This is a genomic window from Agromyces sp. NPDC056965 (assembly GCF_042673425.1).
Taxonomy (GTDB): domain Bacteria; phylum Actinomycetota; class Actinomycetes; order Actinomycetales; family Microbacteriaceae; genus Agromyces.
Genome location: NZ_JBHURI010000018.1, coordinates 31,158 through 56,462, shown reverse-complemented (window position 1 = coordinate 56,462; position 25,305 = coordinate 31,158). Strand labels below are relative to the sequence as shown.

The following is a 25,305-nucleotide window of genomic DNA, read 5'->3' as shown; positions in this document are numbered from 1 at the left end:
GCGCCCCCAGCGGGGCGTCCGGGCCTCGGATCGTGTGTCTCGCTTAGCGGACGACGACTGCGAGCACGTCGCGAGCCGACAGGACGAGGAAGTCCTCGCCGCCGAACTTGACCTCGGTGCCGCCGTACTTCGAGTAGATCACCTTGTCGCCGACTGCGACGTCGAGCGGGACACGGTTGCCGTTGTCATCGATGCGGCCGGGGCCCACTGCCACGACCTCGCCCTCCTGGGGCTTCTCCTTGGCGGTGTCGGGGATGACCAGACCGGATGCGGTGGTCTGCTCGGCCTCGACCTGCTTGATGACGATGCGATCCTCGAGCGGCTTGATGGAAACCGACACGGTTGACCCCTTCTCTCTGTGAAGAAAACTGTCTTGACGAAGACTTGGTTAGCAGCCTCAGAGCGAGAGTGCTAAGGCGAGTCTAGGCGCGATTTGGCACTCGTGCAACGTGAGTGCCAGCCCGTTCAGCCACTGGCGAAACAGCGGCTTCGACGGCCTGCAGCTCGTGCCGCGCCCGGTGCTCGCGCTGCCGTGCGGTGCTAGCGTTGCCGAGTGGATCGTGCCGAACTCGTCGAACTGCTCTCCCCAGAGGGCCTCACGCTGCTCGACGGGCTGCCCGACTGGGACTCGAAGGCCGACATCGTCAAGACCGTCGCCGACCTGCGCAAGCAGGGCCACCCGCCCACTCTCGTCGCCGCCGTGCTCAGCCAGGCGAAGCTCCGCGCGAAGGCCGCGGCCAAGTTCGGCCCGTTCGCGTCGCGCATGCTCTTCACCGAGGCCGGGCTCGAGCAGGCGACCCGCCTGAAGGTCGCGGCCCTCCACGCCGGGCGGTTCTCACGCGCCGGAGTGCATCACATCGCCGACCTCGGCTGCGGCATCGGCGGCGACGCCCTCGCCATGGCCGCGATCGACCTCGAGGTCACCGCTGCCGAGGCCGACGAGGTGACCGCCGCGATCGCCGCCTACAATCTCACGCCGTTCTCGCACGTGCGCGTGCTGCACGAGCAGGCCGAGAACGTCGCACTCGGCGGCATCGACGGCGCCTGGCTCGACCCAGCACGGCGCACCACCGCGGGCGGCACGACGACGAGAATCGCGGATGCCTCGGCCTACTCCCCCTCGCTCGACTTCGCCTTCGGGCTCGGTGAGCGCATGCCCGTCGGCGTGAAGCTCGGCCCGGGCACCGACCGCGACGTGATCCCGGCCGAGGCCGAGGCGCAATGGGTCTCCGTGGACGGCGACCTCGTCGAGCTCGGCGTCTGGTTCGGCGCCGTCGCCCGGCCAGGCATCAGGCGTGCAGCGCTCGTCATCCGCGGCGACGCCGCACAGGAGCTCACCGCCGATGCCGACAGTGAGGACGCACCCGTCGGTCCGCTCGGCGAGTACGTCTACGAACCCGACGGCGCCGTGATCCGGGCGCGCCTGATCGGCGACCTCGCGCGCGCGAACGGCGCCTGGATGCTGAGCTCCGGAATCGCCTACCTCACCTCCGACACCGCGTTCGATTCGCCGTTCGCCCGCGGCTTCCGCGTGATCGAACGCCTCCCCGCGGACGAACGGCAGCTGCGGCAGGCGCTCGCGGCCCGCGGCATCGGCACGCTCGAGATCAAGAAGCGCGGGGTCGACGTCGACCCGGCGCAGCTCCGCACGCGGCTGAAGCTGAAGGGCGCCGCGTCGGCGACCATCGTGCTGACGAGGGAAGCCGGCCGGCACATCGCGCTGCTCGTCGAGCGGCTCTGACGTGCGAGCAGCACTGACGCTCGAACGTCGCTGACGCTGAAGCGGCGCTGACGCCGGGGCGGGGTCAGCGCGGAAGCGCCCCGAAGACGATCGCGTAGTACCCGATCCACACGGCCGAGAACACGAGTCCGGCGAGCCCCGTGCCGATGCCGACGAAGGCCAGGGTCCGTCCGTGCTCTTCGCGGCGCAGCCCGAGCACGCCGAAGACGAGCGCCGCGATCGAGAGCGGCAGCATCCACCCGACGAAGAGCGAGGCCGCTGCCCCGATGGTGCCGACCACCGCGGCGACCCAGCTGTACACCCGCCGCTGCGTCTGCTCCTCAGCCTCCTCGACCGGGTCGAGGCCGGGGCGATGGACGATGAGGAGCTGCCCGGTCGAGATCGACTGCAGCTGCCCGGTGTCGAACGGAACCTCGAACTCGCGCACGGCGGGGTCGGCCCGGAACGTCGGCTCGGAGGGCTGGAACGGGGCGAGCGGATCGGCGACCGCCTCGGGATCCGCCTGCTGGGCGAACGGTGCGGCCGGCGTCCCGGCGCCCGCCTGCCCGGCGAGCGGGTCGGCGGGTGTCGCGGGACCCTGCTGCTGGGGAGACGGAGCGGACGGCGTCGCAGGATCCGCCGGGCGGGCGGATGGCACGGCCGAGGGCGCGGGCCGGGCGAACGGCGGCCGCGACGATGCCGGCGGCACGCCGTCCCCCGCCACGCGGTCGGGGGCCTCGCCGTCGGGCGAACCCCCCTCACGCGCGGTCATCGGATGCTCCTCAGTAGTAGTAGTTCCCGTAGCTGGCGGCGAACACGCCCCACAGCACGAGCGACAGGAGCGCGATGCCGATGCCGACGAATCCGAGGATGATGCCCGTGAGCCACATGCCCTTGGCCGCGGGCTCCTTCTTCTTGCCCAGGAAGCCGAGCACGACGGCCGCGGCCGGGATGAAGAGCTGCAGGACGCCGCCGACGAAGGGGATGAAGACGACGAAGAATCCGAGCAGGCCCACGATGCCGGCGATGAGCGAGATCAGGCTGAGCACCGGAGTCGGCTTCGACGGCGTGGCCGGCGCGTACGCACCGCCGTAGGCGGGCTGCGCCGGAGCACCGTAGCCGGCGGCCGGCGCACCGTACCCGGCGGCCGGAGCACCCGCAGCAGGCTGCGCCGGAGCACCGTAGGCCGGCGGAGCTGGCGGTGCAGGCGGAGCCGGCGGTGTCGGTGCGCCGTAGCTCGGGGCGGCGGGCGGAGCCGGCGGTGCGGGCGGAACGGGAGCCGCAGGCGGCTCGGGCGCCGACGGCACCTCGGGAACGTCGGGCGTCGAGGCGGCAGGCGCCGCGTCGACGGGAACGACGGGTTCGGGCGCGCTCGGAGCCTCGGGCTCCGGCACGTTCGGCACCGTCGGTTCGGGCGTGCCCGGCGTCACGGGCTCGTCCGGCACATCGGGGACATCGGGGTTCTTCGGATCACTCATGGCATTCAGCCCTTCTTCGTGGTCGTTCGGAGGCTCGGAGATTCGGTTCAGTACGTGGAGGACAGCGATCCGCTGGCGGCACCGGCCATGAGGATCGCGATGACCACGATGATCCAGATGAGGCCGGCGGCGAGGCCGACGTAGCCGATGATGAGGCCCGCGATCGCGAGACCACGGCCCTGCTCGCCGGTCTTCTTGATCTGGCTGAGCGCGATGTGGCCGGTGATGACGGCCGCCAGCGAGACGAAGAAGGCCGACACGAGCGAGACGATCGCGAGGACGTTGGTCTTGCCGGCAGGCGCCTGGGCGTACGCCGGCTGGCCGTAGGCGGGCGCCGGCTGGCCGTAGGCGGGCGCAGCGGGCTGGCCGTATGCCGGAGCCGCGGGCGGCTGCGGCGCACCGTACGCGGGAGCGGCAGGGGCGGCAGGCGCAGCCGGAACCTCGGTCGCAGCCGGCGGGACCGGCGGGACCGGCGGCACGGCGGGCTGTTCGGGAAGGTTCGGATCGGTCACGGTGCAGGGTCCCCTCGAAGTCGTCGACTGCGTTCCCACCACAGTGGCAGGCGCTCCCGGGCGCCGTCAACGACGGCGGCATCCGGTCTCCCGCTCACACTATCGCGCCACGCGCGCCGGTGCACGGACTATGCGACGCCTGCCGCCATCTGGATCTCGGTGGCCGGGAGCGTCGAGTCGGCTCCGAACTCGAGCGTCGACGGCGGATGCCCCGCCATCGCGAGCTGCGCGCCGAGCGCTGCGATCATCGCGCCGTTGTCGGTGCAGAGCGACAGCGGCGGAATGCGCAGTGCGATGCCCGCGGCATCCGCTCGCTCGATCGCCACTTCGCGGAGACGCGCATTGGCGACGACTCCGCCGCCGAGCAGCAGGCGCGGCACGCCGAGGTCGGTGCACGCGGCCACCGCCTTCGAGACGAGCACGTCGACGACGGCCTCGCGGAAGCTCGCGGCGACGTCGGCGAGCGGCACCGGTTCACCGGCGGCCTCGCGCTGCTCGACCCAGCGGGCGACGGCCGTCTTCAGCCCCGAGAAGCTGAAGTCGTATCGGTGGGCGATGAGGTCCTTCGGCTGCGTGAGCCCCCGTGGGAAGCGGATGGCGCGCGGGTCGCCGCCGATCGCCGCCCGGTCGATCTCGGGGCCGCCCGGGTAGCGGAGGCCGAGGAGCCTGGCGACCTTGTCGAACGCCTCACCGGCCGCGTCGTCGATCGTCTCGCCGAGGAGCTCGACGTCGGAGACGAGGTCGCGCACGAGCAGCAGCGAGGTGTGCCCGCCGGAGACCAGCAGCGCGACCGTCGGCGTCTCGAGCGGTGCAGCGGTGTCGAGCAGGTCGGCACCGACATGGCCGACGAGGTGGTTCACCGCGTAGATCGGCACGTCGAGCGAGAGGGCGAGCGCCTTCGCCGCCCCGACGCCGACCATGAGCGCACCGGCGAGACCGGGCCCGCTCGTCACCGCCACGGCATCGAGATCGTCGAGGGTGACGGATGCCTCGGCGAGCGCCGCCCGGATCGTCGGGCCGAGCGCCTCGAGGTGGGCACGCGCCGCGACCTCGGGCACGATGCCGCCGTACCGCGCATGCTCGTCCATGGAGGAGGCGATCGTGTTGGCGAGCAGCGTCGTGCCGCGGACGATGCCGACGCCGGTCTCGTCGCACGACGTCTCGATGCCGAGGATCAGCGGGGCTTCGCGGTTCATCGCTTCGCCTCCGCGTCGTTCGCCTCGAGCGGGGTCCGCTCGGCCGATGCGGCGCCCGTCGCACCCGCCTCGGCGGGCCGGGCCACCGCGGGCGGCACGGTCAGTCGCATGTGCACGGCGTCGATGCCGCCGCGGTAGTACCGACGGCGGATGCCGATCTCCTCGAAGCCGAGCGAGTCGTAGAGCGCCCGGGCGATGGGGTTGTCGGCGCGCACCTCGAGGAAGATCTCGGCGACGTGACGGCGACGGGCCTCGGTGATGAGCGCGTGCATGAGCCCGCGACCGAGGCCGATGCCCCGGATCGCGGGTGCGACCGCGATCGTCTGGATGTCGCCCTGCCCGCCGCCCGCGGGCGCGAGGAGGCCGGCGTAGCCGAGCAGGCCGGCGCCGTCGTCGTCGGCCTCGTCGTCGACCGCGATGAGGTAGTAGGCGTGCGGGCTCTCGAGTTCGCGGCGCATGGCGTCCTCCGGCCAGGCGTCGGCCTCGAACGTCTCGCGCTCGAGCACCATGATGCGGTCGAGGTCGGAGACCTTGGCACGCCGCATGAACACGCTCATCGCAGCACCTTCTTACCGGCCGAGGGGGTCACATCGGGCGCGCGCAGGTAGATCGGGGCATCGGCCGCGAGCGGCAGCCGGTCCGCCGCGAAGGCGAGTTCGGCGAGCATCCCGATCGCGCCCGCCGAGACGATCGTCGCATCGAATCGGATGCCTCGTGCGACCGGCACCTCGTCGCGCGGCACGAGTCCGGGCCCTCCGACCCGCACGGGCAGCCCGTCGCCGTCGATCCCGTCGTAGTCGGAGACGGCGAACTCTCGCCGACGGGCATCGGTGACCACCTGCAACGCCCCCGAGTCGCCCGCCGTGTACCGGCTCCAGGCGATCGCGTCGTGGCTGACCACCGGCACGAAGGGACGACCGATGCCGAGTGCGAAGGCGTGCGCGGCCGCGATGCCGACGCGGAGGCCCGTGAACGGACCCGGCCCCATGCCCGCGGCGACGCCCGACAGTTCTCGGCGGTCGATGCCCGACGTCGCGAGTGCGTCCCTGATGAAACCGCCGATCACCTCGGCGTGCCGCATCGTGTCGTCGGTTCCGGTCTCGGCGAGGCAGCGCAGTTCGCCCGTGGCCCGGTCGCGATCGACGACGGCGACACTCGTGCCCGTCGAGGTGTCGATCGCGAGAAGCATGCCCCCAAGCCTACGCGCGCGCGGCGTACGGGGTGTCCGCCCAGCGCGGGCCGTACCCCGTCGCGGTGACCGCGCGAGGCTCGTCGGCGTCGAGGGCCTGGTCCGGGTCGAGTGCCTCGTCGCCCGCGGCGTCCGCTGCGCGCTCGACCGCGCGACTCGCCCCGGTCGGCCGCTCGATGACGATCTCGAGCCAGGAGTCGGTGACGTCGTCGACGAGGCCTGCGCCCCACTCCACCACGACGACCGAACCCTCGAAGTCGAGGTCGAGGTCGTCGAGCAGCGCGGCGCTGCCGAGCCGATACGCATCGACGTGCACGAGCGGAGGGCCGCCGACGAGGCTCGGATGCGTGCGCGCGAGCACGAAGGTCGGGCTCTGCACGGGCCCGCGGATGCCGAGGCCGGCGCCGATGCCGCGCGTGAGCGTCGTCTTGCCCGCCCCGAGCGGGCCCGTGAGCACGACGACGTCGCCGGCTCGGAGCACCGCCCCGAGCTCACGGCCGAACGCCTCCATGGCCTCGCTCTCGGGCACCTCGAAGCGCATCATGCGCCGCCGAGGTAGCGGCGCGGCACGCGCGCGCCGATGCGGGTGACGATCTCGTAGCCGATGGTGTCGGCGGCGTCGCCCCACTCGTCGGCGGAGGGCGCACCCGTCTGCGGATCGCCGAAGAGCACCACCTCGTCGCCCGTCTCGACCGCGTCGTCGCCGACGTCGACGACGAACTGGTCCATCGCGATGCGCCCGACCACCGGACGGCGGGCTCCCCCGATCCAGACCTCGCCGCGGCCCGAGGCCTGTCGCGGGATGCCGTCGGCGTAGCCGAGCGGCACGAGCGCGAGGTTCGTCGGTCGATCGGCCCGCCAGGTGTGCCCGTACGAGACACCGGTGCCCGGCTCGATGCGTCGCACGGCGGCCACCCGCCCGCGCAGGGTCATCGCCGGGCGGAGCCCCAGGTCGGCTGCGGTCGTGCCGTCGCCGAACGGCGGGATGCCGTAGGCGCCGATGCCGATGCGCACGAGATCGAACCGCGCGGCGGGCAGGCGCAGCGCACCGGCTGTCGAGGCGAGGTGGCGCACCTCGGGCCGGAGTCCGGCGGCCGCGGCCTGATCGAGGCCGCGCTCGAACGCCGCGAGCTGAGCGGCATCCTCTTCGGGAGAGGTGTTGGCGAGGTGACTGAACAGACCGACGACGCGGATGCGCCCCGCGGCCTCGAGGTCGGCCGCACGGGCGACGCAGTCGGCCCACCCCTCGGGCGCGACGCCGCTGCGGCTGAGCCCGGTGTCGAGCTTCAGGTGCACGCGCGCGATTCGGTCGACGGATGCCGCGGCCTCGGCGATGGCCTCGAGCTGGCCTCGGGAGGAGACGCCGAGATCGATGTCGCGGGCGATCGCGGGTGCGAAGTCGGCCCCGGGGTCGTGCAGCCAGGCGAGCAGCGGCGCGTCGACGCCTGCGTCGCGGAGCGCGTGCGCCTCGGCGATGTCGGCGACGCCGAGCCAGTCGGCGCCGGCTTCGAGCGCCGCACGCGCGACGGGAACGGCGCCGTGTCCGTAGGCGTTCGCCTTCACCACCGCCATCGTGCGGGCCGGCGCCACCGCCGCCGCGAGGGTGCCGATGTTCTCGCGCACGGCGTCGAGGTCGACGACCGCTTCGCGGAACGGCGGCGCCGCGGCGTCGGACGCCGTGGTCACGATGCGTCCCCGGCGCCGGTCTCGAGCACGACGAACGCGCTCGCGATGCCGGCGTCGTGGCTCATCGTGAGGTGCACGCGGTCGATGCCGAGGCCGCTCGTGAGCTCGGCGATCGCGCCGGAGAGCTCGAAGTCGGGATTTCCGTGCACGTCCTGCACGATGCGCATGTCATGCCACCGGATCACGGTGTTCCCGCCGAGGGCCTTGATGAGGGCCTCCTTCGCCGCGAACCGGGCTGCGAGCGAGCGAGCCGGGCGGTCGCGTTCGCTCTCGGCGAACAAGCGCTCGCGGAGCGCAGGAGTACGGGTCAGCGACCGCTCGAACCGGGCGATGTCGACGACATCGATGCCGATTCCCGCGATCACGGCGCCATCTCCCGCACCCACGTGCTCACTCGACCGTGACCGACTTCGCGAGATTGCGAGGCTGGTCGACGTCGAGGCCCTTCGCCTGCGAGAGCTCCATGGCGAAGATCTGCAGCGGCACGACGGCGAGCAGCGGCTCGAAGAGCGGCGCCGCGAGCGGGATGCGCAGCACCTCGTCGGCGAACGGCAGCACCGCCGCGTCGCCGGCCTCGGCGATCGCGATGACCCGGGCGCCGCGCGCACGGATCTCCTGGATGTTCGAGACGACCTTCGGGTGCAGCGTCGCCGAGCCGCGCGGGCTCGGCACGACCACGAAGACGGGCTGTCCTGGCTCGATGAGCGCGATCGGACCGTGCTTGAGCTCGCCGGCGGCGAAGCCCTCCGCATGGATGTACGCGAGCTCCTTGAGCTTCAGCGCCCCCTCGAGTGCGATCGGGTAGCCGACGTGGCGACCGAGGAAGAGCACCGAGCGCGTGTCGGCCATCCAGTGAGCGAGCTGCGCGACCTTCTCGGACTCTGCGAGCACGAGCTCGAGCTTCTCGGGCACCGCCTGCAACTCGTGCAGCTGGGTCGCGATCGCCTCGGCCGACAGCGTGCCGCGCACCCGTGCGAGGTGCAGGCCGAACAGGTAGAGCGCTGCGATCTGGGCGACGAACGCCTTCGTCGAGGCCACGGCGACCTCGGGGCCCGCGTGCGTGTAGACGACCGCATCGGACTCGCGCGGGATCGTGGCGCCCTGCGTGTTGCAGATCGAGATCGTGCGCGCGCCCTGTTCGCGGGCGTACTTCACGGCCATGAGGGTGTCCATGGTCTCGCCCGACTGGCTGATCGAGACGACGAGCGTGTCGTCGTCGAGCACCGGCTCGCGATACCGGAACTCGTGGCTGAGCTCGACCTCGACGGGGATTCGCGCCCACTGCTCGATCGCGTACTTCGCGACCGTTCCGGCGTAGGCCGCGGTGCCGCAGGCGATGATCGTGATGCGACGGATGCCACGGAGCTCCTCATCGCCGAAGGACTCGAGCTCGGGGATCACCACGGCGTCGTCGACGACGCGGCCGAGGAGCGTCTTCGCAACGGCTTCGGGCTGCTCGGCGACCTCCTTGCGCATGAACGACGACCAGCCGCCCTTCTCGGCGGCGGACGCGTCCCATGCCACATCGAACGGCTCCACCTCGACGGGCTGACCGTCGAAGTCGGTGACGACGACGTCGTCGGCGGTGATCACGACGATCTGGTCCTGGCCGATCGCCAGGGCGCGCTTCGTGTACTCGACGAAGGCCGCGACATCCGACCCGAGGAAGTTCTCGCCGTCTCCCAAGCCGATGACGAGCGGGGAGTTGCGGCGGGCGCCGACCACGACGCCGGGCTCCGACCGGTGCACAGCCAGCAGGGTGAACGCGCCGTCGAGGCGCGACACGGTGTTGCGGAAGGCCTCGCGGAGGTCGCCGGTCGACTGGTACTCCTTGCCGAGCAGCACCGCTGCGACCTCGGTGTCGGTCTCGCTCTCGAACGAGTACCCCTCGGCGAGGAGTTCGGCCTTCAGCTCGGAGAAGTTCTCGATGATGCCGTTGTGGATGAGGGCGAGTCGCCCCTCGTCGCCGAGGTGCGGGTGGGCGTTGCTGTCGGTCGGTCCGCCGTGCGTGGCCCAACGGGTGTGGCCGATGCCCGTGCCGCCGTGGCGCAGCGGGTTCGCCTCGAGTTCGTCGGCGAGCACCTGGAGCTTGCCGGCGCGCTTGGCCGTCTCCATGAGGCCGTCGTCGTCGACGACCGCAACTCCTGCTGAGTCGTAGCCACGGTACTCGAGGCGACGAAGGCCTCCCATAAGGACGTCGAGGCTGTTGCGCTCTCCGACGTATCCGACGATTCCACACATGGGTGAGATTCTATCGGCGCGCCGCTGGGTGCCCGCTCCGTCTGACTACACTGGCACGGTGCCCGATCCGCAGAGCCCGTCGTCGCACGCGGCGCAGATCTCCCCGTTCATCGAACTCGATCGGGCCGACTGGGCCGCGCTCGCGCCCTCGATGCCGTCGCCCCTCCGGGAGACCGAGATCGTGCAGCTCCGCGGCCTCGGCGAACCGCTCGACCCTCGAGAGGTCGCCGAGGTCTACCTGCCGCTCAGCCGGCTGTTGAACCTCTACGTCGGCGGCACGAAGTCGCTGCACAAGGTCACGAGCGAGTTCCTGCGCGAACGCTTCGAATCGACGCCCTTCGTCATCGGCGTCGCCGGTTCGGTCGCCGTCGGCAAGTCGACCATCGCGCGCCTGCTGCGCGAACTGCTCGCTCGCTGGGAGCACACGCCGCGGGTCGAACTCATCACGACCGACGGATTCCTCTTCCCCAACGCCGAACTCGAGCGCCGCGGGCTCATGGCGCGGAAGGGGTTCCCCGAGTCGTACGACCGCCGCGCCCTGCTCCGTTTCGTGAGCGAGGTCAAGGCGGGCGCCGCCGAGGTGCGCGCACCGTTCTACTCGCACCTCGCGTACGACATCGTGAAGGATGCGCAGGTCACCGTCCGCCGGCCCGACGTGCTCATCGTCGAGGGGCTGAACGTGTTGCAGCCCCCGGGCCCCGGACACCGTCTCGCCGTCAGCGACCTCTTCGACTTCACCATCTACGTCGACGCCCGCACGAGCGACATCGCCCGTTGGTACGAGGAGCGCTTCCTGAAGCTCCAGCGCGGGGCGTTCGCGAACCCGCGCTCGTACTTCCACCGATTCGCGAGCCTCACCGAGGCGGAGGCTCGGGCGCGGTCCCGTGAGATCTGGCACTCGATCAACGAGCCGAACCTGCTGCAGAACATCCGGCCGACGCGATCGCGCGCTTCCCTCGTGCTCCGCAAGGGCTCGGATCACACCGTCTCGAGCGTGCTGCTCCGCAAGCTCTGAACGCACGGCCTCCCTTCCGGACGCGATGGCGTTCGAAGGCGGCGTCGGGAGGGACGCGGCGTCGTCAGGCGATGGCGAGTCGTTCGCGCACCACGGCCGCGAGGGAATCGGCGTGCCGCTCGGCGGCATCCTGCTCTGCGGCCTCGACCATGACCCGAACCATCGGCTCCGTGCCCGAGGGACGCAGCAGTACGCGACCGCTCTCGCCGAGCTCGGCTTCGACCGCAGCCACGGCGGCCGCGATCTCGGCATCGGCGGCGAGGGCGTGGTGGTCCACTCCGCGCACGTTCACGAGCACCTGCGGGTACACGGTCATGACCGAGGCGAGCTCGGCGATGGTCTTTCCCGTGCGCGCCATCTCGGCCGCGAGGTGCAGGCCGGTCAGCACGCCGTCACCGGTCGTCGCGAACTCGCTCATGATGACGTGGCCCGATTGCTCGCCGCCGAGCGCGAGCCCCTCGGCCGCGAGGGCCTCGAGCACGTAGCGGTCGCCGACCTTCGTCTCGACGACGCGGATGCCGTGTTCGGCCATCGCGCGGCGCAGGCCGAGGTTCGACATGACGGTCACCACGAGGGTGTCGTCGGTGAGCGTGCCGCGCTCCTTCATCGAGACGGCGAGGATCGCCATGATCCGGTCGCCGTCGACGACGTTGCCGTCGGCATCGACGGCGAGGCAGCGGTCGGCGTCGCCGTCGTGGGCGATGCCGAGATCGGCGCCGTGTTCGACGACGGCCGCTTGGAGCTTCTCGAGGTGCGTCGATCCGACGCCGTCGTTGATGTTCATGCCGTCGGGGTCGGCCCCGATGACGATGACGTCGGCGCCCGCGTCCGCGAAGGTCTGGGGCGACACTCCGGCCGCGGCGCCGTGGGCGCAGTCGAGCACGACCTTGAGCCCGTCGAGGCGGTGCGGCAGCGTGCCGAGCAGGTGAACGACGTAGCGGTCTTCAGCGTCGGCGAAGCGACGGACGCGACCGACTCCGTCGCCGACGGGAGCGAGCTTCTGCTTGCCGAGGAAGGACTCGATGCGGTCCTCGACCTCGTCGGGGAGCTTCGTGCCGCCGTAGGAGAAGAACTTGATGCCGTTGTCGGGCGCCGGGTTGTGCGACGCCGAGATCATGACGCCGAAGTCGGCGCCGATCGAGTCAATGAGGAACGCGGTCGCCGGGGTCGGGATGACCCCGGCGTCGAGCACGTCGACACCGGAGCTCGCGAGGCCCGCCGACACGGCAGCGGTGAGGAATTCGCCCGAGACGCGCGGATCGCGAGCCACGACGGCGACAGGGCGCCGGCCGGCGGCGCGAAGCTCGTCGGCGTGACGCCCTTGAGTGAGGACGGCGGCAGCCGCCTGGGCGAGGCCCAGGGCCAGGTCAGCCGTGAGTTCACGGTTGGCCAGGCCCCGGACCCCGTCGGTTCCGAAAAGCCGAGGCATGTACGGAGAACCGGACGCTGGGATCAGCGCTTCGAGAACTGCGGCGCCTTGCGGGCCTTCTTGAGACCGGCCTTCTTGCGCTCGATGACGCGAGCGTCACGAGTGAGGAAGCCCGACTTCTTGAGGGTTGCGCGGTTGTTCTCGCGGTCGATCTCGTTCAGCGCGCGAGCGATGGCGAGACGCAGCGCGCCTGCCTGGCCCGAGGGGCCGCCGCCCGTGATCTTCGCGACCACGTCGTACGAGCCGATGAGCTCGAGCACCGTGAACGGGTCGGTGATGAGCTGCTGGTGCAGCTTGTTGGGGAAGTAGGCTGCGAACTCGCGGCCGTTGACGGTGATGCTGCCGGCGCCGGGAACGAGGCGCACGCGGGCGATCGCCTGCTTGCGACGGCCGACGGCTGCGCCCGACACGTTGAGCACGGGGCGGGGGGTAGCGGGAGCTGCCTCGGGGGCACTCTCGGTGGTGTAGCTCTCGGGAGCCGCTTCGATCTGGTCTGCGATCTTCGCCATGGTGGTGTGAATCCTTATTTCGAGAACGTCGAGGGTGCCGGTATTACTGGGCGACCTGGGTGAGGGTGTACGGCTTGGGCTGCTGGGCCGCGTGCGGGTGCTCCGGGCCGGTGTAGACCTTCAGCTTCTTGAGCTGGGCCCGACCGAGCGAGTTCTTCGGGAGCATGCCGCGGATCGCCTTCTCGACGGCGCGGACGGGGTTCTTCTCGAGGAGCTCGGCGTAGCTGACGGCCGTGAGACCACCCGGGTACCCCGAGTGGCGGTAGGCCTTCTTCTGCTCGAGCTTCTGGCCGGTGAGGGCCACCTTGTCGGCGTTGACGATGATGACGAAGTCACCGGTGTCGACGTGGTTCGCGAAGATCGCCTTGTGCTTGCCGCGCAGCAGGGCTGCGGTGTGGCTCGCGAGGCGACCGAGGACGATATCGGTTGCGTCGATGACGACCCAGTCGTGCTGGATGTCGGACGGCTTGGGAGTGAACGTGCGCGTCACGGAAGTACTGCTTTCTGATCGAGTGAGGGGTTCGTGAATCCCACTCCGGTGGGTGTTCGCCCGCGATGCGTTCGAACGCCCTGGTGGAGGGCTCAACTTCGGATGCCGCCGCAGAGGACGGCACCAAAGGGCAAGCTTAGCGGGTCGAGACGCACGCGTCCAATCGGCCGCCCCTCACTCCCCCGCGTCAGCCTCGTCGTCGAGTCGCACGCTCAGCTCGCGCCGCGCCCGGGTCTGCGCGGCACGGACCTCGAGTTCATGATCGTCGGGATACCCCACCTCAGTGAGCACGAGCCCCTTCGCCGGCATGACCATGAACGCGTTCGTGCGTTGCCGGGCGCGGAGCAGCTCGGCCGGAGCGTCGAGGTCGAGGCGCCCCTCGCCGACCGCGACCGCAGCGCCGATGAGCGCGCGCACCATCGAGTGGCAGAAGGCGTCGGCCTGCAACGACGCCACGAGCACGCCGTCGGCGTCGCGTCGCCAGCGGTACGCCTCCAGGGTGCGGATGGTCGTCGCTCCGTCACGCGGCTTGCAGAATGCGGCGAAGTCGTGCAGGCCGAGGAGGTCCTGCGCCGCGGCATCCATGCGCTCGACGTCGAGGACGCGCGGACGCCACACCGTCCGGTGTCGCGCGAGTGGATCCCGGACGGCGGCGGCGTCGGCGATCCGATACTCGTATCGTCGCCAGATCGCCGAGAAGCGCGCATCGAATCCATCGGGCGCGAGCGCGGCCCCCGTCACCACGACATCGGCATCGGATGCCCCGATCACACCGGCCAACCTGCGAAGCAGCACCGCCGCGGGCCCCGTGTCCTCGGGTGCGGGCGAGTGACCGCGGCGCGCTCGCGTCACCGCGGCGAGGGCCGACCGTGGGACATCGAAGTGCGCCACCTGTCCCAGGGCGTGGACGCCGGCATCGGTTCGTCCGGCGACCGTCAGGCGCGGTGCCGTTCCGGTACGCCGGAAGAGGATGCCGAGGGCATCCTCGACGACCCCTTGGACCGTACGCAGTCCGGGCTGGCGGCTCCATCCGTTGAAGTCGGTGCCGTCGTACGCGATCGCGAGCCGCACGCGGACCGCGCCGTCGGCGTCGTCTCCGGGCACGACCGGGCCCGCACCGGGGCTCGACGACACGACGGATTCGGAGACGACCATGCCATCAAGCCTACGATCGCGCAGCGGACGTCGGCGCCGCGATCGGCAGCTCGGCCGGCATCGCCTCGCTCCGCGGCCGGCGCCCGGGGCCGCCGACGATGAGCGCGACGACCGCCGCGGTGACGAGCACCCAGCCCAGCAGCCCGTTCTGCCACGGAACGTAGCCGAACGCGAGCAGGACGCCGACGCCGATCACCGCGAACACGCTCCAGAGGAGCACGGCGGCGAGGGGCGTCGCGCGCTCGACCGGTTTCGGCCACAGCGACTCGATGCGCGGCACGACCACGCAGCATCCGGCGACGACGACGGCGATGGCGAGGATCCAGAGCGGACGGGTCGCCCACCACGCCGGCGAGAGCACCGGCGGGAACGGCAGGCCGAACGCGAGGTGGAGCGCGGTGACGACGGCCATCGCGAAGGTGTGCCAGAGGTAGATGACCATGCCGTAGACGCCGAAGACGAACACCCCGCCGAGCATCGGCCGCCACGACATCATTCGCCGGATGAGCGGCTGCGCGAGCGCGAACAGGCAGACCTGCCCGAGCGCCAGGGCCAGGATCGCCAGCGTCGGCGGATTGAGGTTATCGAGCATGTCGTGCGAGTACCCGAACCAGGTCACGAGCACGCCGATGACACCGTATGCGCCGACGGCGCAGAGCACGAGCACGAGTCGCGAGCGACGTGCGAACCAGCCGTCGCGGAGGCCGAATCCCAACTGTTGGGCGAACAGCCAGACGAAGATCCAGTTGAGTGCGCCGACCGGTGCTCCGAATCCTCGCACGAGCACGTCGACGACGATCACCGCAGCAGCGAGACCGAGGTACGCGGGCCATGGCGCATGACGGTGCAACCACGACATCGTCGGCACGAATGCCGTGCAGATCAGGTACACCGGGATGAACCAGAGCGGCTCGGCGAGTCGCACCGCGAACGTCCGGACGAACTCGCCGTCGACCCCGGCCAGCAGCATGCCCGCGAGCACCGCGCCGACGGCCGCGACGAGCAGGACGACCGGTTGCGCCAGGCGGATGGCGCGGATGCGGAGGTAGTGGGACACGGTCTCGCCGTGTCCGCGGAGCCGCCGCCACTGCGTGATCGATGCGAACCCGCCGCAGATGAAGAAGATGGGCATGATCATGAGCGGCCACGTCGCCCAGGCGAGCGGCTCGAACCCGTCGAGCGCGTTGAACGCCCGCAGCGGGTCGCCGCCGATGCCCATCTGCAGTGCATGCAGCAGCACGACGATCGGCAGGCAGAACGCGCGGGCGAAATCGATCGAGAGATCCCGGTCGACGGGGATGCGGACGGCGGTCACGCTGCTCCTCTTCGAGCACCGTTGACTGCGGCACCGAGAACAGATTCTGGCACAACGCGATTCGGCGCGATACGCCCGCTCCGGACCCGTTTCGGGACCCGGCGCGATGCGCTCGGATCTCGTCGTGCGGCCTCAGAACACGATCGTGTAACTGGTCTCGGTGGTCGCCGCTCGGAAGCCCATCCGCTCGTACAGCGCGAACGCCCCGGTCGGACTCGCCGCATCGACTTCGAGCGTCGAGTACTCGAGTCCGGCGGCGGCCGCGGCGGTGAGGTGGGCGGCCAGGAGGGCCTTCGCCACGCCGCGTCCGCGGTGCCCGCGCACGACGCCGACCAGTGGAACGTGCACGCTCGAGAACCCCTGCCCATGCCAGTCGGCTTCGTTCACCTCGCCGAGCACGAACCCCACGACGCGATCGCTCGCCTCGTCGATCGCGACGAAGGAGAGATCCGCGCGGAAGACGGCGCTCGAGACGAAGGCGCCCCATTCCTCCTCCGACCTCGGCTGGCTGCCCCAGTGGTCGCGGAACGCGTCGTTCCGGGCCGCTCTCACCTCGTCGGTCCGCGACGCCCGCAGCACCTCGACGCGGATGCCATCGCCGGCGGGGGCGACGTCGATCGGCTCCCCGAGGTCGCGGCGCAACCCGGCGAAGTACCGCGCGGCGGTGAAGCCCTCGGACTCGAGCAGCTGTCCGGCCCAGCGCGCACGGTCGTCGGAGAACCCCATGATCCAGCCCGGAAGCGGCAGGTCGGATGCTGCGAGCTGCTGGGCCGCTCGCGCACGCTGCCAGCCGAGGAGGAGGCGACCGATGCCGCGACGGCGCAGCTCGGGATGCACGCCCCCCACGAGGATCGTGCGCACCAGGGTGTCGCGACCGGGTGGGTGGTACGCGACTCCCCACGCCACCGCACGGCCGTCGGCATCGAGTGCCACGATCGAGTCCCGCTCGCGGTCGACGAACGACATCCCGAGGTCGTCGGCGAGCTCTTCTCTCGGAACCGCGTATTCGGGGTGGTCGGCGGCCGCCATCGCCGCCTCGAGCTCCACGATCCGGTCGAGGTCGTCGTCGCCGACCGGACGCCAGGCGTGCACGTCGCGGTGCGCGAGGTTCGGGAGCGTCTCGGGAGCCGTGATGCGCTCGAAGAGCGGCGACGGTTCGTGCTCGTTCACCGCTCCAGACTAGACGGCGTTCATGCTGCAGGGACGGCGAAGGGCCCCGGTGCACGCTCCGGGGCCCTTCGTGATCGAGCAGGAGGCTACTTGGCCTCGGCGGACTCCGCCTCGTCGGCGACGACCTCGGTCGTCTCCTCGGCTGCTGCGTCGGTCGCCTCGACCTCGGTCGTCTCCTCGACGACCTCGGCCGGAGCCTCCTCGACGACGGGCGCCTCGGCGGCGGCCGGCTTCGCGGCGCGCTTCTTCGGGGTCACGGGCTCGAGCACGAGCTCGATGACCGCCATGGGCGCGTTGTCGCCCTTGCGGTTGCCGACCTTCGTGATGCGGGTGTAGCCGCCCTCACGGTCTGCGACCTGCGGGGCGATGACCGTGAACAGCTCGTGCACGACGGTCTTGTCGCCGATGACGGCGAGCACGCGACGACGCGCGTGCAGGTCGCCGCGCTTGCCGAACGTCACGAGACGCTCGGCCAGCGGACGGAGGCGCTTGGCCTTCGTCTCAGTGGTGGTGATGCGCTTGTGCGTGAACAGCGCTGCAGCGAGGTTCGCGAGCATCAACCGCTCGTGGGCGGGGCCGCCTCCGAGGCGGGGGCCCTTCGTGGGCTTCGGCATGGTTCGTTCTCTCCAGTAGGTGGGGGGTGGTGGGCGACCGCGAGGTCTGCCTAGTTCTCGTCGTCGAAGCCCGTGTAGAAGTGGGCCCCGTCGAATCCGGGGACGGAGTCCTTCAGCGACAGGCCCATTTCGGTGAGCTTGTCCTTGACCTCATCCACCGACTTCTGGCCGAAGTTGCGGATGTTCATGAGCTGCGACTCCGACAGGGCGACGAGCTCGGACACCGTGTTGATGCCCTCGCGCTTCAGGCAGTTGTAGCTGCGCACCGAGAGGTCGAGGTCTTCGATCGGGATCGAGAGCTCGCTGGAGAGCACGGCGTCGACCGGCGCGGGGCCGATCTCGATGCCCTCGGCAGCCGTGTTCAGCTCGCGAGCGAGTCCGAACAGCTCGGTGAGCGTGCGGCCCGCCGAGGCGATCGCGTCGCGCGGCGTGATGGCCGGCTTCGACTCGACGTCGACCACGAGGCGGTCGAAGTCGGTGCGCTCGCCGGCACGGGTGGCCTCGACGCGGTAGGTGACCTTCAGGACCGGCGAGTAGATCGAGTCGACCGGGATCTGGCCGGCCTCTGAGTACTCGTTGCGGTTCTGGCTGGCCGAGACGTAGCCGCGGCCGCGCTCGATCGTGAGCTCGAGCTCGAACTTCGCCGAGTCGTTGAGCGTCGCGATGACGAGCTCGGGGTTGTGCACCTCGACACCCGCCGGAGCGGAGATGTCGGCTGCGGTGACCTCACCGGCACCCTGCTTGCGCAGGTACGCGGTGATGGGCTCGTCGTGCTCGCTGGAGACGACCAGGTTCTTGATGTTGAGGATGATCTCGGTGACATCCTCCTTCACGCCCGGAACGGTCGAGAACTCGTGGAGCACGCCGTCGATGCGGATGCTCGTCACGGCTGCGCCGGGGATCGAGGAGAGGAGGGTGCGACGGAGCGAGTTGCCCAGGGTGTAACCGAAGCCCGGCTCGAGGGGCTCGATCACGAAACGCGAACGGAACTCCGAGATGTTCTCTTCGGTGAGCGTCGGGCGCTGTGCGATCAGCACTGTTGATTCCTTTCGGCAGGGTGTCCGCTATATGACACCTGCGAGTACGAGGATCTTGAGTTGTGTGAGAGAACGGATGTCCCGGCGATCGAGGAGGGCCCGGCTGAGCCGGACCGCTCCTCGATCACCGGGAGGGAATCAGACGCGGCGACGCTTGGGCGGGCGGCATCCGTTGTGAGCCTGGGGCGTCACGTCGTTGATGCTGCCGACCTCGAGGCCTGCGGCCTGGAGCGAGCGGATCGCGGTCTCGCGGCCGGAGCCGGGACCCTTGACGAACACGTCGACCTTCTTCATGCCGTGCTCCTGCGCCTGGCGGGCGGCCGACTCTGCGGCGAGCTGCGCGGCGAACGGGGTCGACTTGCGCGAGCCCTTGAAGCCGACGCCACCGGAGGAGGCCCAGCTGATCACGGCACCGTTGGTGTCGGTGATCGAGACGATCGTGTTGTTGAACGTCGACTTGATGTGGGCCTGGCCCACGGCGATGTTCTTCTTTTCCTTCTTGCGCGGCTTGCGAGTAGCCGCCTTGGGTGCTGCCATGTGTGAAATCTCCTAGATCTGGCGACGAGCGGTTACTTGCGGCCGGGCTTCTTCTTGCCGGCGACGGTGCGCTTCGGGCCCTTGCGGGTACGAGCGTTGGTCTTGGTGCGCTGGCCGCGGACCGGGAGACCGCGACGGTGGCGGATGCCCTCGTACGAGCCGATCTCGACCTTGCGGCGGATGTCTGCGGCGACCTCGCGGCGGAGGTCGCCCTCGACCTTGAAGTTGCCCTCGATGTAGTCGCGCAGCGCGATGAGCTGGTCGTCGCTGAGGTCCTTCACGCGGATGTTTCCGTCGATGCCGGTCTCGGCGAGCGTGGTGAGCGCTCGCGTGCGGCCGACGCCGTAGATGTAAGTCAGTGCGATCTCCACGCGCTTCTCGCGCGGGATGTCGACTCCTGCCAGACGTGCCATGTGTGGCTTCTCCTGTTTCGAAGTGGAGGTGTGGAGCAACGCCGGTGCCCGAGCCTCCGACTCGAGGTGTCCCCGCGGCATCCGTGGATGCCGGCGGTTCTGGCGTTGCCGATGTATTCAGTTGTGGGGTGCGGGGCGCGAGCGCCCCGCCGTCTGGTGACTAGCCCTGGCGCTGCTTGTGGCGCGGGTTCGACTTGCAGATGACCATGACGCGGCCGTGGCGGCGAATCACCTTGCAGTGGTCGCAGATGGGCTTGACGCTGGGGTTGACCTTCACGATTGTTCCTTGATGTGTCGCTGTCCTCGTACCCGCGAGATGTCGCGGGCCGTTACTTTCCGAGCAGCCGTTACTTGTAGCGGTAGACGATGCGGCCGCGCGTCAGGTCGTATGGGCTCAGCTCGACGATCACGCGGTCCTCGGGGAGGATGCGGATGTAGTGCTGGCGCATCTTTCCTGAGATGTGCGCGAGGACCTTGTGTCCGTTCGTGAGTTCCACCCGGAACATCGCGTTCGGGAGGGCCTCGACAACCGAGCCTTCGATCTCGATGACGCCGTCTTTCTTGGCCATAGCCTCACTATCGCTTGGAGTTGGGATGCTGGTCGTGCGATGGTTCTGCTCGCTGCGCTGAATTCCCCTGAATCAGGGGCCGTCAGGCATGCCGAAGCAGGCGTGCAGAACACCAAGGATCAACTCTAGGTGATTCCGAGCGTTTTCGCCAGTCGAGCCCGGTGCACGCCTCGGACCCGCCGTCAACCGGTGCGTCAACCGGCGCGTTGGGACGACGCGACGGTCCGCACGAGCTGCTGCTGCAGCGGATGACCCGCGTCGATGCCGTTCACGTCGCGAACGAACGCGACCGGATCCACCGTGCCGACGAGCGCCTGCAGTTCGACGCTCTCGGGATCGCTCGGAACGTCGAACCTCAGCGCGGCACCGACCGCGGCGAGCAGGCCGTCGACCGGCAGCCCGCGTTCGGCGAGCTCCGCGGCCGGAGCGATGAAGCGCTCGCGCCGGCCGAGCTTTCGAAGCGGCTGCCGCCCCACTCGCTCGACCGTGTCGGGCAGCTCGGGGTTCGCGAACCGTCGCAGGATCGTCGCGCGGTACTCGGCCTGCTGCTCCTCGGTGAAGTCGTGCTTGGCGACGATGAGCGCAGACGTCTCCTCAAGCGCACGCTCGACGGCGACCGCGACGCCGTCGTCGGCGAGCGCGTCGCTGATGCGCTCGTGCCCGGCGAGGAAGCCGAGGTACGCCGTGGCGGCGTGTCCGGTGTTCACGGTGAAGAGCTTGCGCTCGATGTACGGGGCCAGGTCGTCGACGAAATGCGCTTCCGCGATCGCCGGCGGCGAGTCGCCGAACGGCCCGCGTTCGATCGCCCACTCGAAGAAGGTCTCGACGGTGACGTCGAGACCGGCGTCGGGAGCCTGGGCGGGCACGATGCGATCGACCGCGGTGTTCGCGAACACCGCGCGAGCGGCGAGCGCGGGCCATTCGGCCGGATCGACGAGCGCGACCATCTCGTCGCGCAGCACGTCGGTCGCGTTGATGGCGTTCTCGCAGGCCATGATCGCGAGCGGCGGGGCATCCGTCGCCCTCGACCGCAGCGCCGTCACGAGGTGCGGGGCGATGAAGCGGAGGATCGTCGGGCCGACGGCCGTCGTGGCGATGTCCGCCGTCGCGAGTTCGGCGGCCAGCGCCGAGGCATCCGTGGCGCTGTTCACCGCGCGGAAGCCGTCGACGACCCGGTCGCGCGCACCGGCGCCGACCTCGTGCACGGTGTACGCGTCCGCCTCGGCGAGGTCGCCGATCAGCGCGGCGTTGACGTCGGCGAAGACGACCTCGTAGCCGGCTTCGTGGAGCAGGAGCCCCACGAAGCCGCGACCGATGTTGCCGGCACCGAAATGCACCGCCTTCACGAGTCGTTGACCTCCGAGAGCAGCGAGTAGATCTCCTCGGCCGACCCTGCGTCGACGAGCGACTGCACCGAGTCGTCGTCGGAGAAGATGATCGCGATCTTGGAGAGGATCTCGAGGTGCTCGTTGTCGAGCCCCGCGATGCCCACGACGAAGCGCACGGGCTCGCCGCCCCAGTCGACCGGCTCGTCGTACCGCACGAACGAGAGCGCGGATCGCACGATCGCGTCCTTGCCCTCGTTCGTGCCGTGCGGTATCGCCAGGAGGTTGCCCATGAACGTCGAGACGGATCCCTCCCGCTCGAGCATCGAGTCGAGGTACTCGGGCCGTACGGCACCGGTGTCGACGAGGATGCGTCCCGCTTCGCGGATCGCGTCGTCTCGACCGGCGGCCCGTGTCGCGAGCCGCACGTTCTCGGGAGAGAGGATCTGTTCGGTCATGGGCTTTCCTTTCAGCGAACGCCTTCGGACTCCAGCAGGTGCACGATCTCGTCGTACTTCGGCGAGTTCATGAAGTTGTCGACCGAGACGTGCAGGGCGTTCGGCGACTGCCGTCGGGCCCGGTCGGTGAGGTCCTGGTGGGTGATGACGAGGTCGACGTCGTCGGTGAGGTTGGCGATCGCCTTGTTCGTGACGTCGACGCTGTCGATGCCGGCCTTCTTGATCTTGTTGCGCAGCACCGTGGCGCCCATCGCGCTCGAGCCCATGCCCGCGTCGCAGGCGAACACGATCGTGTGGATCGGCTTCCGCTCGAAGGCGGCCTCCTCGCCCTCGGCGAGCAGTGCACCGCCGGCTGCCGCGACGTCGGCCTGCAGGTTGTGCAGCACGCCGCTCTCCTTGCCCTTGTTCGCCTCGGTCTGCGCGATCGCGGCGGAGAGGTCGCCGGCTCCCTCCCTCGCGAGGTCGCGCTTGCGACTCGCGCGAAGGATGATCGCCGCGACGAGGAACGAGACGCCCGCGGAGAGCACGACCGACAGGATCACGCCGACGTAGCTGTCCGACGCCGTCTGGGCGATCACCGCGATGATGCTGCCCGGCGCCGCCGGCGCCCGCAGGCCGCTGTTGAACAGGACGTTCGTCGCGACGCCCGTCATGCCGCCGGCGATCGCCGCGACGATCAGCAGCGGCTTCATGAGCACGTACGGGAAGTAGATCTCGTGGATGCCGCCGAAGAACTGGATGATGATCGCGGCCGGGGCGGTCGCCCGCGCCATGCCGATGCCGAAGAACGTGAACGCCAGGAGGATGCCGAGGCCGGGTCCGGGGTTCGCCTCGACCAGGAACAGGATCGACTTGCCGGTCTCGGACGCCTGCTGGGTGCCGATCGGCGTGAACACGCCGTGGTTGATCGCGTTGTTCAGGAAGAGCACCTTGCCGGGCTCGACGAGGATCGACAGGAGCGGCAGCAGCGAGAGGGCGACCAGCCAGTCGACCGCCGCCTCGAGCGCGTTGCTGAGCCACTCGACGACGGGGCCGAATGCGAGGTAGCCGACGATCGCGAGACCGAAGCCGAGGATGCCGGCCGAGAAGTTGTTGACCAGCATCTCGAAGCCGGCCTTGACCTTGCCCTCCCAGATGCGGTCGACCTGCTTCATGAGCCACGCCGCGAGCGGGCCCATGATCATGGCGCCGAGGAACATCGGGATGTCGGTGCCGACGATCACGCCGACCGTGGCGATCGAGGCGACGACGCCGCCGCGGGTGTCGTAGATGAGCCGGCCGCCCTGGTTGGCGATGAGCAACGGCAGCAGGTAGGTGATCATCGGGCCGACGAGTTCGGCGAGCGACTCGTTCGGCGTGAACCCCGCCGGGATGAAGAACATCGTGACGATGCCCCAGGCGATGAAGGCCGCGATGTTCGGCAGGATCATGTTCGACAGGAACGAGCCGAACCTCTGGACGGCGACGCGGGCTCCCCCGGGCCGCTTCGTGTCCGCTGACGTCGTTGTCATGGCAGTGCCTCTCTGGTGGTCACGACCCGGTGTCCCGGGTCGAGGTGATCTCGGTCGCGACGGCGACTGCCGCCGCTCTTGCTTCGGCCGCTCCCTCAGCGGCCAGGGCTGCCCGGGCGAGCGCGTTCGCGTCGCTCAGGCTGTACCGCGCGAGGGAGGCGCGGACATCTGCGAGTGCCGATGGCGACATCGACAGGCTGGTGGCTCCGAGCCCGACGAGCACGACGGCGAGGAGCGGGTCGGCGGCGGCCTCGCCGCAGATGCCGACGGGCTTGCCGACTTCGGCGCCGGCCGCCCCGACGTCCGCGATGAGGCGGAGCACGGCGGGGTGCCAGGGGTTCTGGAGGTTCGCGACCGTGCCGAGCAGCCGGTCGGCGGCCATCGTGTACTGCGTGAGGTCGTTCGTGCCGATCGAGGCGAAGTCGCAAGCGGCGAGCACCCGGTCGGCCACGAGGGCGGCCGACGGCGTCTCGACCATGACCCCTGCGACGCGGATGCCGAGCTCCCGTGCGAGCCCGGTGAAGTACCTGGTCTCCTCGACGGTCGCGATCATGGGCGCCATGACCCACAGCTCGGCGTCGGTCGCCGCATCGGCGGCGGCGAGCGCGGTGAGCTGCTCGCGAAGGATCGCCTCGGAGTGCCGCAGCGCACGGATGCCGCGGAGCCCGAGCGCCGGGTTCTCCTCATGTGCGTCGTTCAGGAACGACAGCGGCTTGTCGGCGCCGGCGTCGAGCACGCGCACGACGACCTTCTTCCCGGCGAACGCCGTCAGCAGCCGCGTGTACTGGGCCTGCTGGTCGGTGATGCTCGGTGCAGTGTCCTCGTCGAGGAAGAGGAACTCGGTGCGGAACAGGCCCACTCCTTCGGCTCCGAGCCGAAGCGCCTCGGCCGCGCCGTCGGCCGACCCGAGGTTCGCGAGGAGCGGCACCGCGGTGCCGTCGGCGAGGGCGCCGGGCACGATCGGAGCGCTCGAACGCACCGCTCGCTCCGCGATCCTCGACTTCGCCGAGGCGATCTCCTCCGCCGAGGGGTCGGCGAGGACGATGCCGCGTTCGGCGTCGACGACGATGGTGTCGCCGTCGGCGAGGCTCGCGGCATCCGTCGCCCCGACGATCGCGACGATCGACTTCTCGCGGGCGAGGATCGCCGTGTGCGAGGTCGGTCCTCCGTCGATCGTGACGAGGCCCTGCACCTGGTCGAGATCCAGCGTCGCCGTGTCCGCCGGCGCGAGGTCCCTCGCGACCAGGATGAACGGGTGGCCGGGATCGGGCACGCCCGGCGCCGGCAGCTTCAGGAGGTGCGCGATGACGCGCTGCGAGATGTCGTCGAGATCGGCGGCCCGCTCGCCCATGTAACCGCCCATGCCGGCGAGCAGGTCGCGATAGGAGCCGAACGCCTCGAACACGGCGCGCTCGGCGGTCTTGCCGGCCTGGAGCCGCGTCACGACCTCGTCGAGGAGGCTCGGGTCCTCGGCCATCATGGCCTGCGCCTCGAGCACGTCCTTCGCGGCGCCGCCCGCCTGCGAGCCGCGACGTGCGAGTTCGGCGGCGACGACCGACAGGGACGCCTTCGCCCGTTCCGTCTCGCGCTCGGGGTCGAGGTGGCTCGGCCGGTCGACCGGCTCCGGCAGCCGCTCGGCCATGCGCACGACCTGGCCGACGGCCACCCCCTGGCCGATGCCCGTACCCGTGATCTCCATCATTCGCCCTCTCGAATCAGTTCGAAGGAAGACGGAC

The 25,305-nt window shown here is 70.3% G+C and carries 29 protein-coding genes; 2 read left to right on the top strand and 27 right to left on the bottom strand.

All coding sequences use genetic code 11. The features are described 5' to 3' along the window. Positions 1–43: 43 nt before the first annotated feature. A complete protein-coding gene (gene groES, locus ACFTQE_RS06840; protein WP_022889766.1) occupies positions 44–340 on the bottom strand; it encodes a co-chaperone GroES in 297 nt (98 codons plus the stop codon). 213 nt (positions 341–553) lie between these two features. On the opposite strand from groES, the gene ACFTQE_RS06835 reads away from it, so the two are divergent. After that, positions 554–1,741 carry an SAM-dependent methyltransferase gene (locus ACFTQE_RS06835; protein ID WP_376924328.1) on the top strand — a complete coding sequence of 396 codons (1,188 nt, stop codon included), beginning with the start codon at positions 554–556 and terminating at the stop codon, positions 1,739–1,741. 64 nt (positions 1,742–1,805) lie between these two features. Here ACFTQE_RS06835 and ACFTQE_RS06830 read toward each other — a convergent pair whose 3' ends face one another. The 10 genes from ACFTQE_RS06830 to glmS all read right to left on the bottom strand — a co-directional run bounded on the left by ACFTQE_RS06830 (position 1,806) and on the right by glmS (position 10,022). Then, the gene (locus ACFTQE_RS06830; RefSeq protein ID WP_376924327.1) at positions 1,806–2,492 is read right to left on the bottom strand and encodes a hypothetical protein; all 687 of its coding nucleotides are present in this window, start codon (positions 2,490–2,492) and stop codon (positions 1,806–1,808) included. A gap of 10 nt (positions 2,493–2,502) precedes the next feature. After that, on the bottom strand, positions 2,503–3,198 hold the full coding sequence (locus ACFTQE_RS06825) for a hypothetical protein (protein ID WP_376924326.1): 696 nt from the start codon (positions 3,196–3,198) through the stop codon (positions 2,503–2,505). Positions 3,199–3,245: 47 nt separating this feature from the next. Beyond that, a complete protein-coding gene (locus tag ACFTQE_RS06820) occupies positions 3,246–3,710 on the bottom strand; it encodes a DUF4190 domain-containing protein (protein ID WP_376924325.1) in 465 nt (154 codons plus the stop codon). Between the two features lie 128 nt (positions 3,711–3,838). After that, complete coding sequence (gene tsaD / locus ACFTQE_RS06815) at positions 3,839–4,906, bottom strand: tRNA (adenosine(37)-N6)-threonylcarbamoyltransferase complex transferase subunit TsaD (RefSeq protein ID WP_376924324.1); 1,068 nt, start codon at positions 4,904–4,906, stop codon at positions 3,839–3,841. Continuing rightward, entirely contained in the window at positions 4,903–5,463 is a 561-nt protein-coding gene (gene rimI, locus ACFTQE_RS06810; protein WP_376924323.1) for a ribosomal protein S18-alanine N-acetyltransferase, read from the bottom strand. Before rimI ends, tsaD begins: the two co-directional genes overlap by 4 nt. After that, positions 5,460–6,095 carry a tRNA (adenosine(37)-N6)-threonylcarbamoyltransferase complex dimerization subunit type 1 TsaB gene (tsaB, locus tag ACFTQE_RS06805; RefSeq protein ID WP_376924322.1) on the bottom strand — a complete coding sequence of 212 codons (636 nt, stop codon included), beginning with the start codon at positions 6,093–6,095 and terminating at the stop codon, positions 5,460–5,462. Before tsaB ends, rimI begins: the two co-directional genes overlap by 4 nt. Positions 6,096–6,105: 10 nt before the next feature. Then, positions 6,106–6,639, bottom strand: coding sequence for a tRNA (adenosine(37)-N6)-threonylcarbamoyltransferase complex ATPase subunit type 1 TsaE (tsaE, locus tag ACFTQE_RS06800; RefSeq protein ID WP_376924321.1), 534 nt, complete (start codon positions 6,637–6,639; stop codon positions 6,106–6,108). Next, positions 6,636–7,781 carry an alanine racemase gene (gene alr / locus ACFTQE_RS06795; RefSeq protein ID WP_376924320.1) on the bottom strand — a complete coding sequence of 382 codons (1,146 nt, stop codon included), beginning with the start codon at positions 7,779–7,781 and terminating at the stop codon, positions 6,636–6,638. Before alr ends, tsaE begins: the two co-directional genes overlap by 4 nt. Then, entirely contained in the window at positions 7,778–8,146 is a 369-nt protein-coding gene (locus ACFTQE_RS06790) for a holo-ACP synthase (protein WP_376924330.1), read from the bottom strand. The genes alr and ACFTQE_RS06790 overlap by 4 nt, the downstream gene beginning before the upstream one ends. Positions 8,147–8,171: 25 nt before the next feature. Next, complete coding sequence (gene glmS, locus ACFTQE_RS06785) at positions 8,172–10,022, bottom strand: glutamine--fructose-6-phosphate transaminase (isomerizing) (protein WP_376924319.1); 1,851 nt, start codon at positions 10,020–10,022, stop codon at positions 8,172–8,174. Between glmS and coaA the strand changes: the two genes are divergently transcribed. Next, positions 10,021–11,037: a type I pantothenate kinase gene (coaA, locus tag ACFTQE_RS06780; RefSeq protein WP_376924318.1), complete on the top strand. Its 1,017-nt coding sequence runs from the start codon at positions 10,021–10,023 to the stop codon at positions 11,035–11,037. The genes glmS and coaA overlap by 2 nt on opposite strands. A gap of 64 nt (positions 11,038–11,101) precedes the next feature. On the opposite strand, the gene glmM is transcribed toward coaA, so the two are convergent. The 16 genes from glmM to ptsP all read right to left on the bottom strand — a co-directional run bounded on the left by glmM (position 11,102) and on the right by ptsP (position 25,271). Then, entirely contained in the window at positions 11,102–12,466 is a 1,365-nt protein-coding gene (glmM, locus tag ACFTQE_RS06775; protein ID WP_376924317.1) for a phosphoglucosamine mutase, read from the bottom strand. A gap of 23 nt (positions 12,467–12,489) precedes the next feature. Then, positions 12,490–12,975: a 30S ribosomal protein S9 gene (gene rpsI, locus ACFTQE_RS06770; protein ID WP_375835150.1), complete on the bottom strand. Its 486-nt coding sequence runs from the start codon at positions 12,973–12,975 to the stop codon at positions 12,490–12,492. A 43-nt stretch (positions 12,976–13,018) separates the two neighbouring features. Then, on the bottom strand, positions 13,019–13,465 hold the full coding sequence (gene rplM / locus ACFTQE_RS06765) for a 50S ribosomal protein L13 (protein ID WP_056010815.1): 447 nt from the start codon (positions 13,463–13,465) through the stop codon (positions 13,019–13,021). A gap of 174 nt (positions 13,466–13,639) precedes the next feature. Beyond that, positions 13,640–14,620 carry a tRNA pseudouridine synthase A gene (locus ACFTQE_RS06760; protein WP_376924316.1) on the bottom strand — a complete coding sequence of 327 codons (981 nt, stop codon included), beginning with the start codon at positions 14,618–14,620 and terminating at the stop codon, positions 13,640–13,642. 10 nt (positions 14,621–14,630) lie between these two features. Next, a complete protein-coding gene (locus ACFTQE_RS06755; RefSeq protein ID WP_376924315.1) occupies positions 14,631–15,935 on the bottom strand; it encodes an acyltransferase in 1,305 nt (434 codons plus the stop codon). A 132-nt stretch (positions 15,936–16,067) separates the two neighbouring features. Further along, positions 16,068–17,105: a GNAT family N-acetyltransferase gene (locus ACFTQE_RS06750; protein ID WP_376924314.1), complete on the bottom strand. Its 1,038-nt coding sequence runs from the start codon at positions 17,103–17,105 to the stop codon at positions 16,068–16,070. A gap of 86 nt (positions 17,106–17,191) precedes the next feature. After that, entirely contained in the window at positions 17,192–17,719 is a 528-nt protein-coding gene (gene rplQ / locus ACFTQE_RS06745; protein WP_376924313.1) for a 50S ribosomal protein L17, read from the bottom strand. 50 nt (positions 17,720–17,769) lie between these two features. Then, positions 17,770–18,756, bottom strand: a complete 987-nt coding sequence (locus tag ACFTQE_RS06740) for a DNA-directed RNA polymerase subunit alpha (protein WP_022893850.1) — start codon at positions 18,754–18,756, stop codon at positions 17,770–17,772. A 138-nt stretch (positions 18,757–18,894) separates the two neighbouring features. Next, a complete protein-coding gene (rpsK, locus tag ACFTQE_RS06735; protein ID WP_022889749.1) occupies positions 18,895–19,293 on the bottom strand; it encodes a 30S ribosomal protein S11 in 399 nt (132 codons plus the stop codon). Between the two features lie 32 nt (positions 19,294–19,325). Further along, the gene (rpsM, locus tag ACFTQE_RS06730; protein ID WP_074260121.1) at positions 19,326–19,706 is read right to left on the bottom strand and encodes a 30S ribosomal protein S13; all 381 of its coding nucleotides are present in this window, start codon (positions 19,704–19,706) and stop codon (positions 19,326–19,328) included. Between the two features lie 160 nt (positions 19,707–19,866). Next, positions 19,867–19,983 carry a 50S ribosomal protein L36 gene (gene rpmJ, locus ACFTQE_RS06725; protein ID WP_005050492.1) on the bottom strand — a complete coding sequence of 39 codons (117 nt, stop codon included), beginning with the start codon at positions 19,981–19,983 and terminating at the stop codon, positions 19,867–19,869. A gap of 70 nt (positions 19,984–20,053) precedes the next feature. Further along, positions 20,054–20,275 carry a translation initiation factor IF-1 gene (gene infA / locus ACFTQE_RS06720; RefSeq protein ID WP_021759551.1) on the bottom strand — a complete coding sequence of 74 codons (222 nt, stop codon included), beginning with the start codon at positions 20,273–20,275 and terminating at the stop codon, positions 20,054–20,056. A gap of 194 nt (positions 20,276–20,469) precedes the next feature. Then, positions 20,470–21,621: a mannitol-1-phosphate 5-dehydrogenase gene (locus ACFTQE_RS06715; RefSeq protein WP_376924312.1), complete on the bottom strand. Its 1,152-nt coding sequence runs from the start codon at positions 21,619–21,621 to the stop codon at positions 20,470–20,472. Next, positions 21,618–22,058, bottom strand: coding sequence for a PTS sugar transporter subunit IIA (locus ACFTQE_RS06710; protein WP_376924311.1), 441 nt, complete (start codon positions 22,056–22,058; stop codon positions 21,618–21,620). The genes ACFTQE_RS06715 and ACFTQE_RS06710 overlap by 4 nt, the downstream gene beginning before the upstream one ends. An 11-nt stretch (positions 22,059–22,069) precedes the next feature. After that, positions 22,070–23,569 carry a PTS mannitol transporter subunit IICB gene (locus ACFTQE_RS06705; RefSeq protein WP_376924310.1) on the bottom strand — a complete coding sequence of 500 codons (1,500 nt, stop codon included), beginning with the start codon at positions 23,567–23,569 and terminating at the stop codon, positions 22,070–22,072. A 19-nt stretch (positions 23,570–23,588) separates the two neighbouring features. Next, positions 23,589–25,271, bottom strand: coding sequence for a phosphoenolpyruvate--protein phosphotransferase (gene ptsP / locus ACFTQE_RS06700; protein WP_376924309.1), 1,683 nt, complete (start codon positions 25,269–25,271; stop codon positions 23,589–23,591). Between the last annotated feature and the right edge of the window lie 34 nt (positions 25,272–25,305).

Bases quoted from the DNA above. Each gene is read 5' to 3' on its own strand.
- tsaE (WP_376924321.1), bottom strand. From the start codon at position 6,639: ATGATGCGCTTCGAGGTGCCCGAGAGCGAGGCCATGGAGGCGTTCGGC.
- ACFTQE_RS06705 (WP_376924310.1), bottom strand. From the start codon at position 23,569: ATGACAACGACGTCAGCGGACACGAAGCGGCCCGGGGGAGCCCGCGTC.
- tsaB (WP_376924322.1), bottom strand. From the start codon at position 6,095: ATGCTTCTCGCGATCGACACCTCGACGGGCACGAGTGTCGCCGTCGTC.
- glmS (WP_376924319.1), bottom strand. From the start codon at position 10,022: ATGTGTGGAATCGTCGGATACGTCGGAGAGCGCAACAGCCTCGACGTC.
- ACFTQE_RS06710 (WP_376924311.1), bottom strand. From the start codon at position 22,058: ATGACCGAACAGATCCTCTCTCCCGAGAACGTGCGGCTCGCGACACGG.
- rpsK (WP_022889749.1), bottom strand. From the start codon at position 19,293: ATGGCAGCACCCAAGGCGGCTACTCGCAAGCCGCGCAAGAAGGAAAAG.
- tsaD (WP_376924324.1), bottom strand. From the start codon at position 4,906: ATGAACCGCGAAGCCCCGCTGATCCTCGGCATCGAGACGTCGTGCGAC.
- rplQ (WP_376924313.1), bottom strand. From the start codon at position 17,719: ATGCCGAAGCCCACGAAGGGCCCCCGCCTCGGAGGCGGCCCCGCCCAC.
- ACFTQE_RS06830 (WP_376924327.1), bottom strand. From the start codon at position 2,492: ATGACCGCGCGTGAGGGGGGTTCGCCCGACGGCGAGGCCCCCGACCGC.
- ACFTQE_RS06760 (WP_376924316.1), bottom strand. From the start codon at position 14,620: ATGGTCGTCTCCGAATCCGTCGTGTCGTCGAGCCCCGGTGCGGGCCCG.
- ACFTQE_RS06825 (WP_376924326.1), bottom strand. From the start codon at position 3,198: ATGAGTGATCCGAAGAACCCCGATGTCCCCGATGTGCCGGACGAGCCC.
- infA (WP_021759551.1), bottom strand. From the start codon at position 20,275: ATGGCCAAGAAAGACGGCGTCATCGAGATCGAAGGCTCGGTTGTCGAG.
- glmM (WP_376924317.1), bottom strand. From the start codon at position 12,466: ATGCCTCGGCTTTTCGGAACCGACGGGGTCCGGGGCCTGGCCAACCGT.
- rpsM (WP_074260121.1), bottom strand. From the start codon at position 19,706: ATGGCACGTCTGGCAGGAGTCGACATCCCGCGCGAGAAGCGCGTGGAG.
- ptsP (WP_376924309.1), bottom strand. From the start codon at position 25,271: ATGATGGAGATCACGGGTACGGGCATCGGCCAGGGGGTGGCCGTCGGC.
- rimI (WP_376924323.1), bottom strand. From the start codon at position 5,463: ATGAGCGTGTTCATGCGGCGTGCCAAGGTCTCCGACCTCGACCGCATC.
- rpsI (WP_375835150.1), bottom strand. From the start codon at position 12,975: ATGGCGAAGATCGCAGACCAGATCGAAGCGGCTCCCGAGAGCTACACC.
- coaA (WP_376924318.1), top strand. From the start codon at position 10,021: ATGGGTGAGATTCTATCGGCGCGCCGCTGGGTGCCCGCTCCGTCTGAC.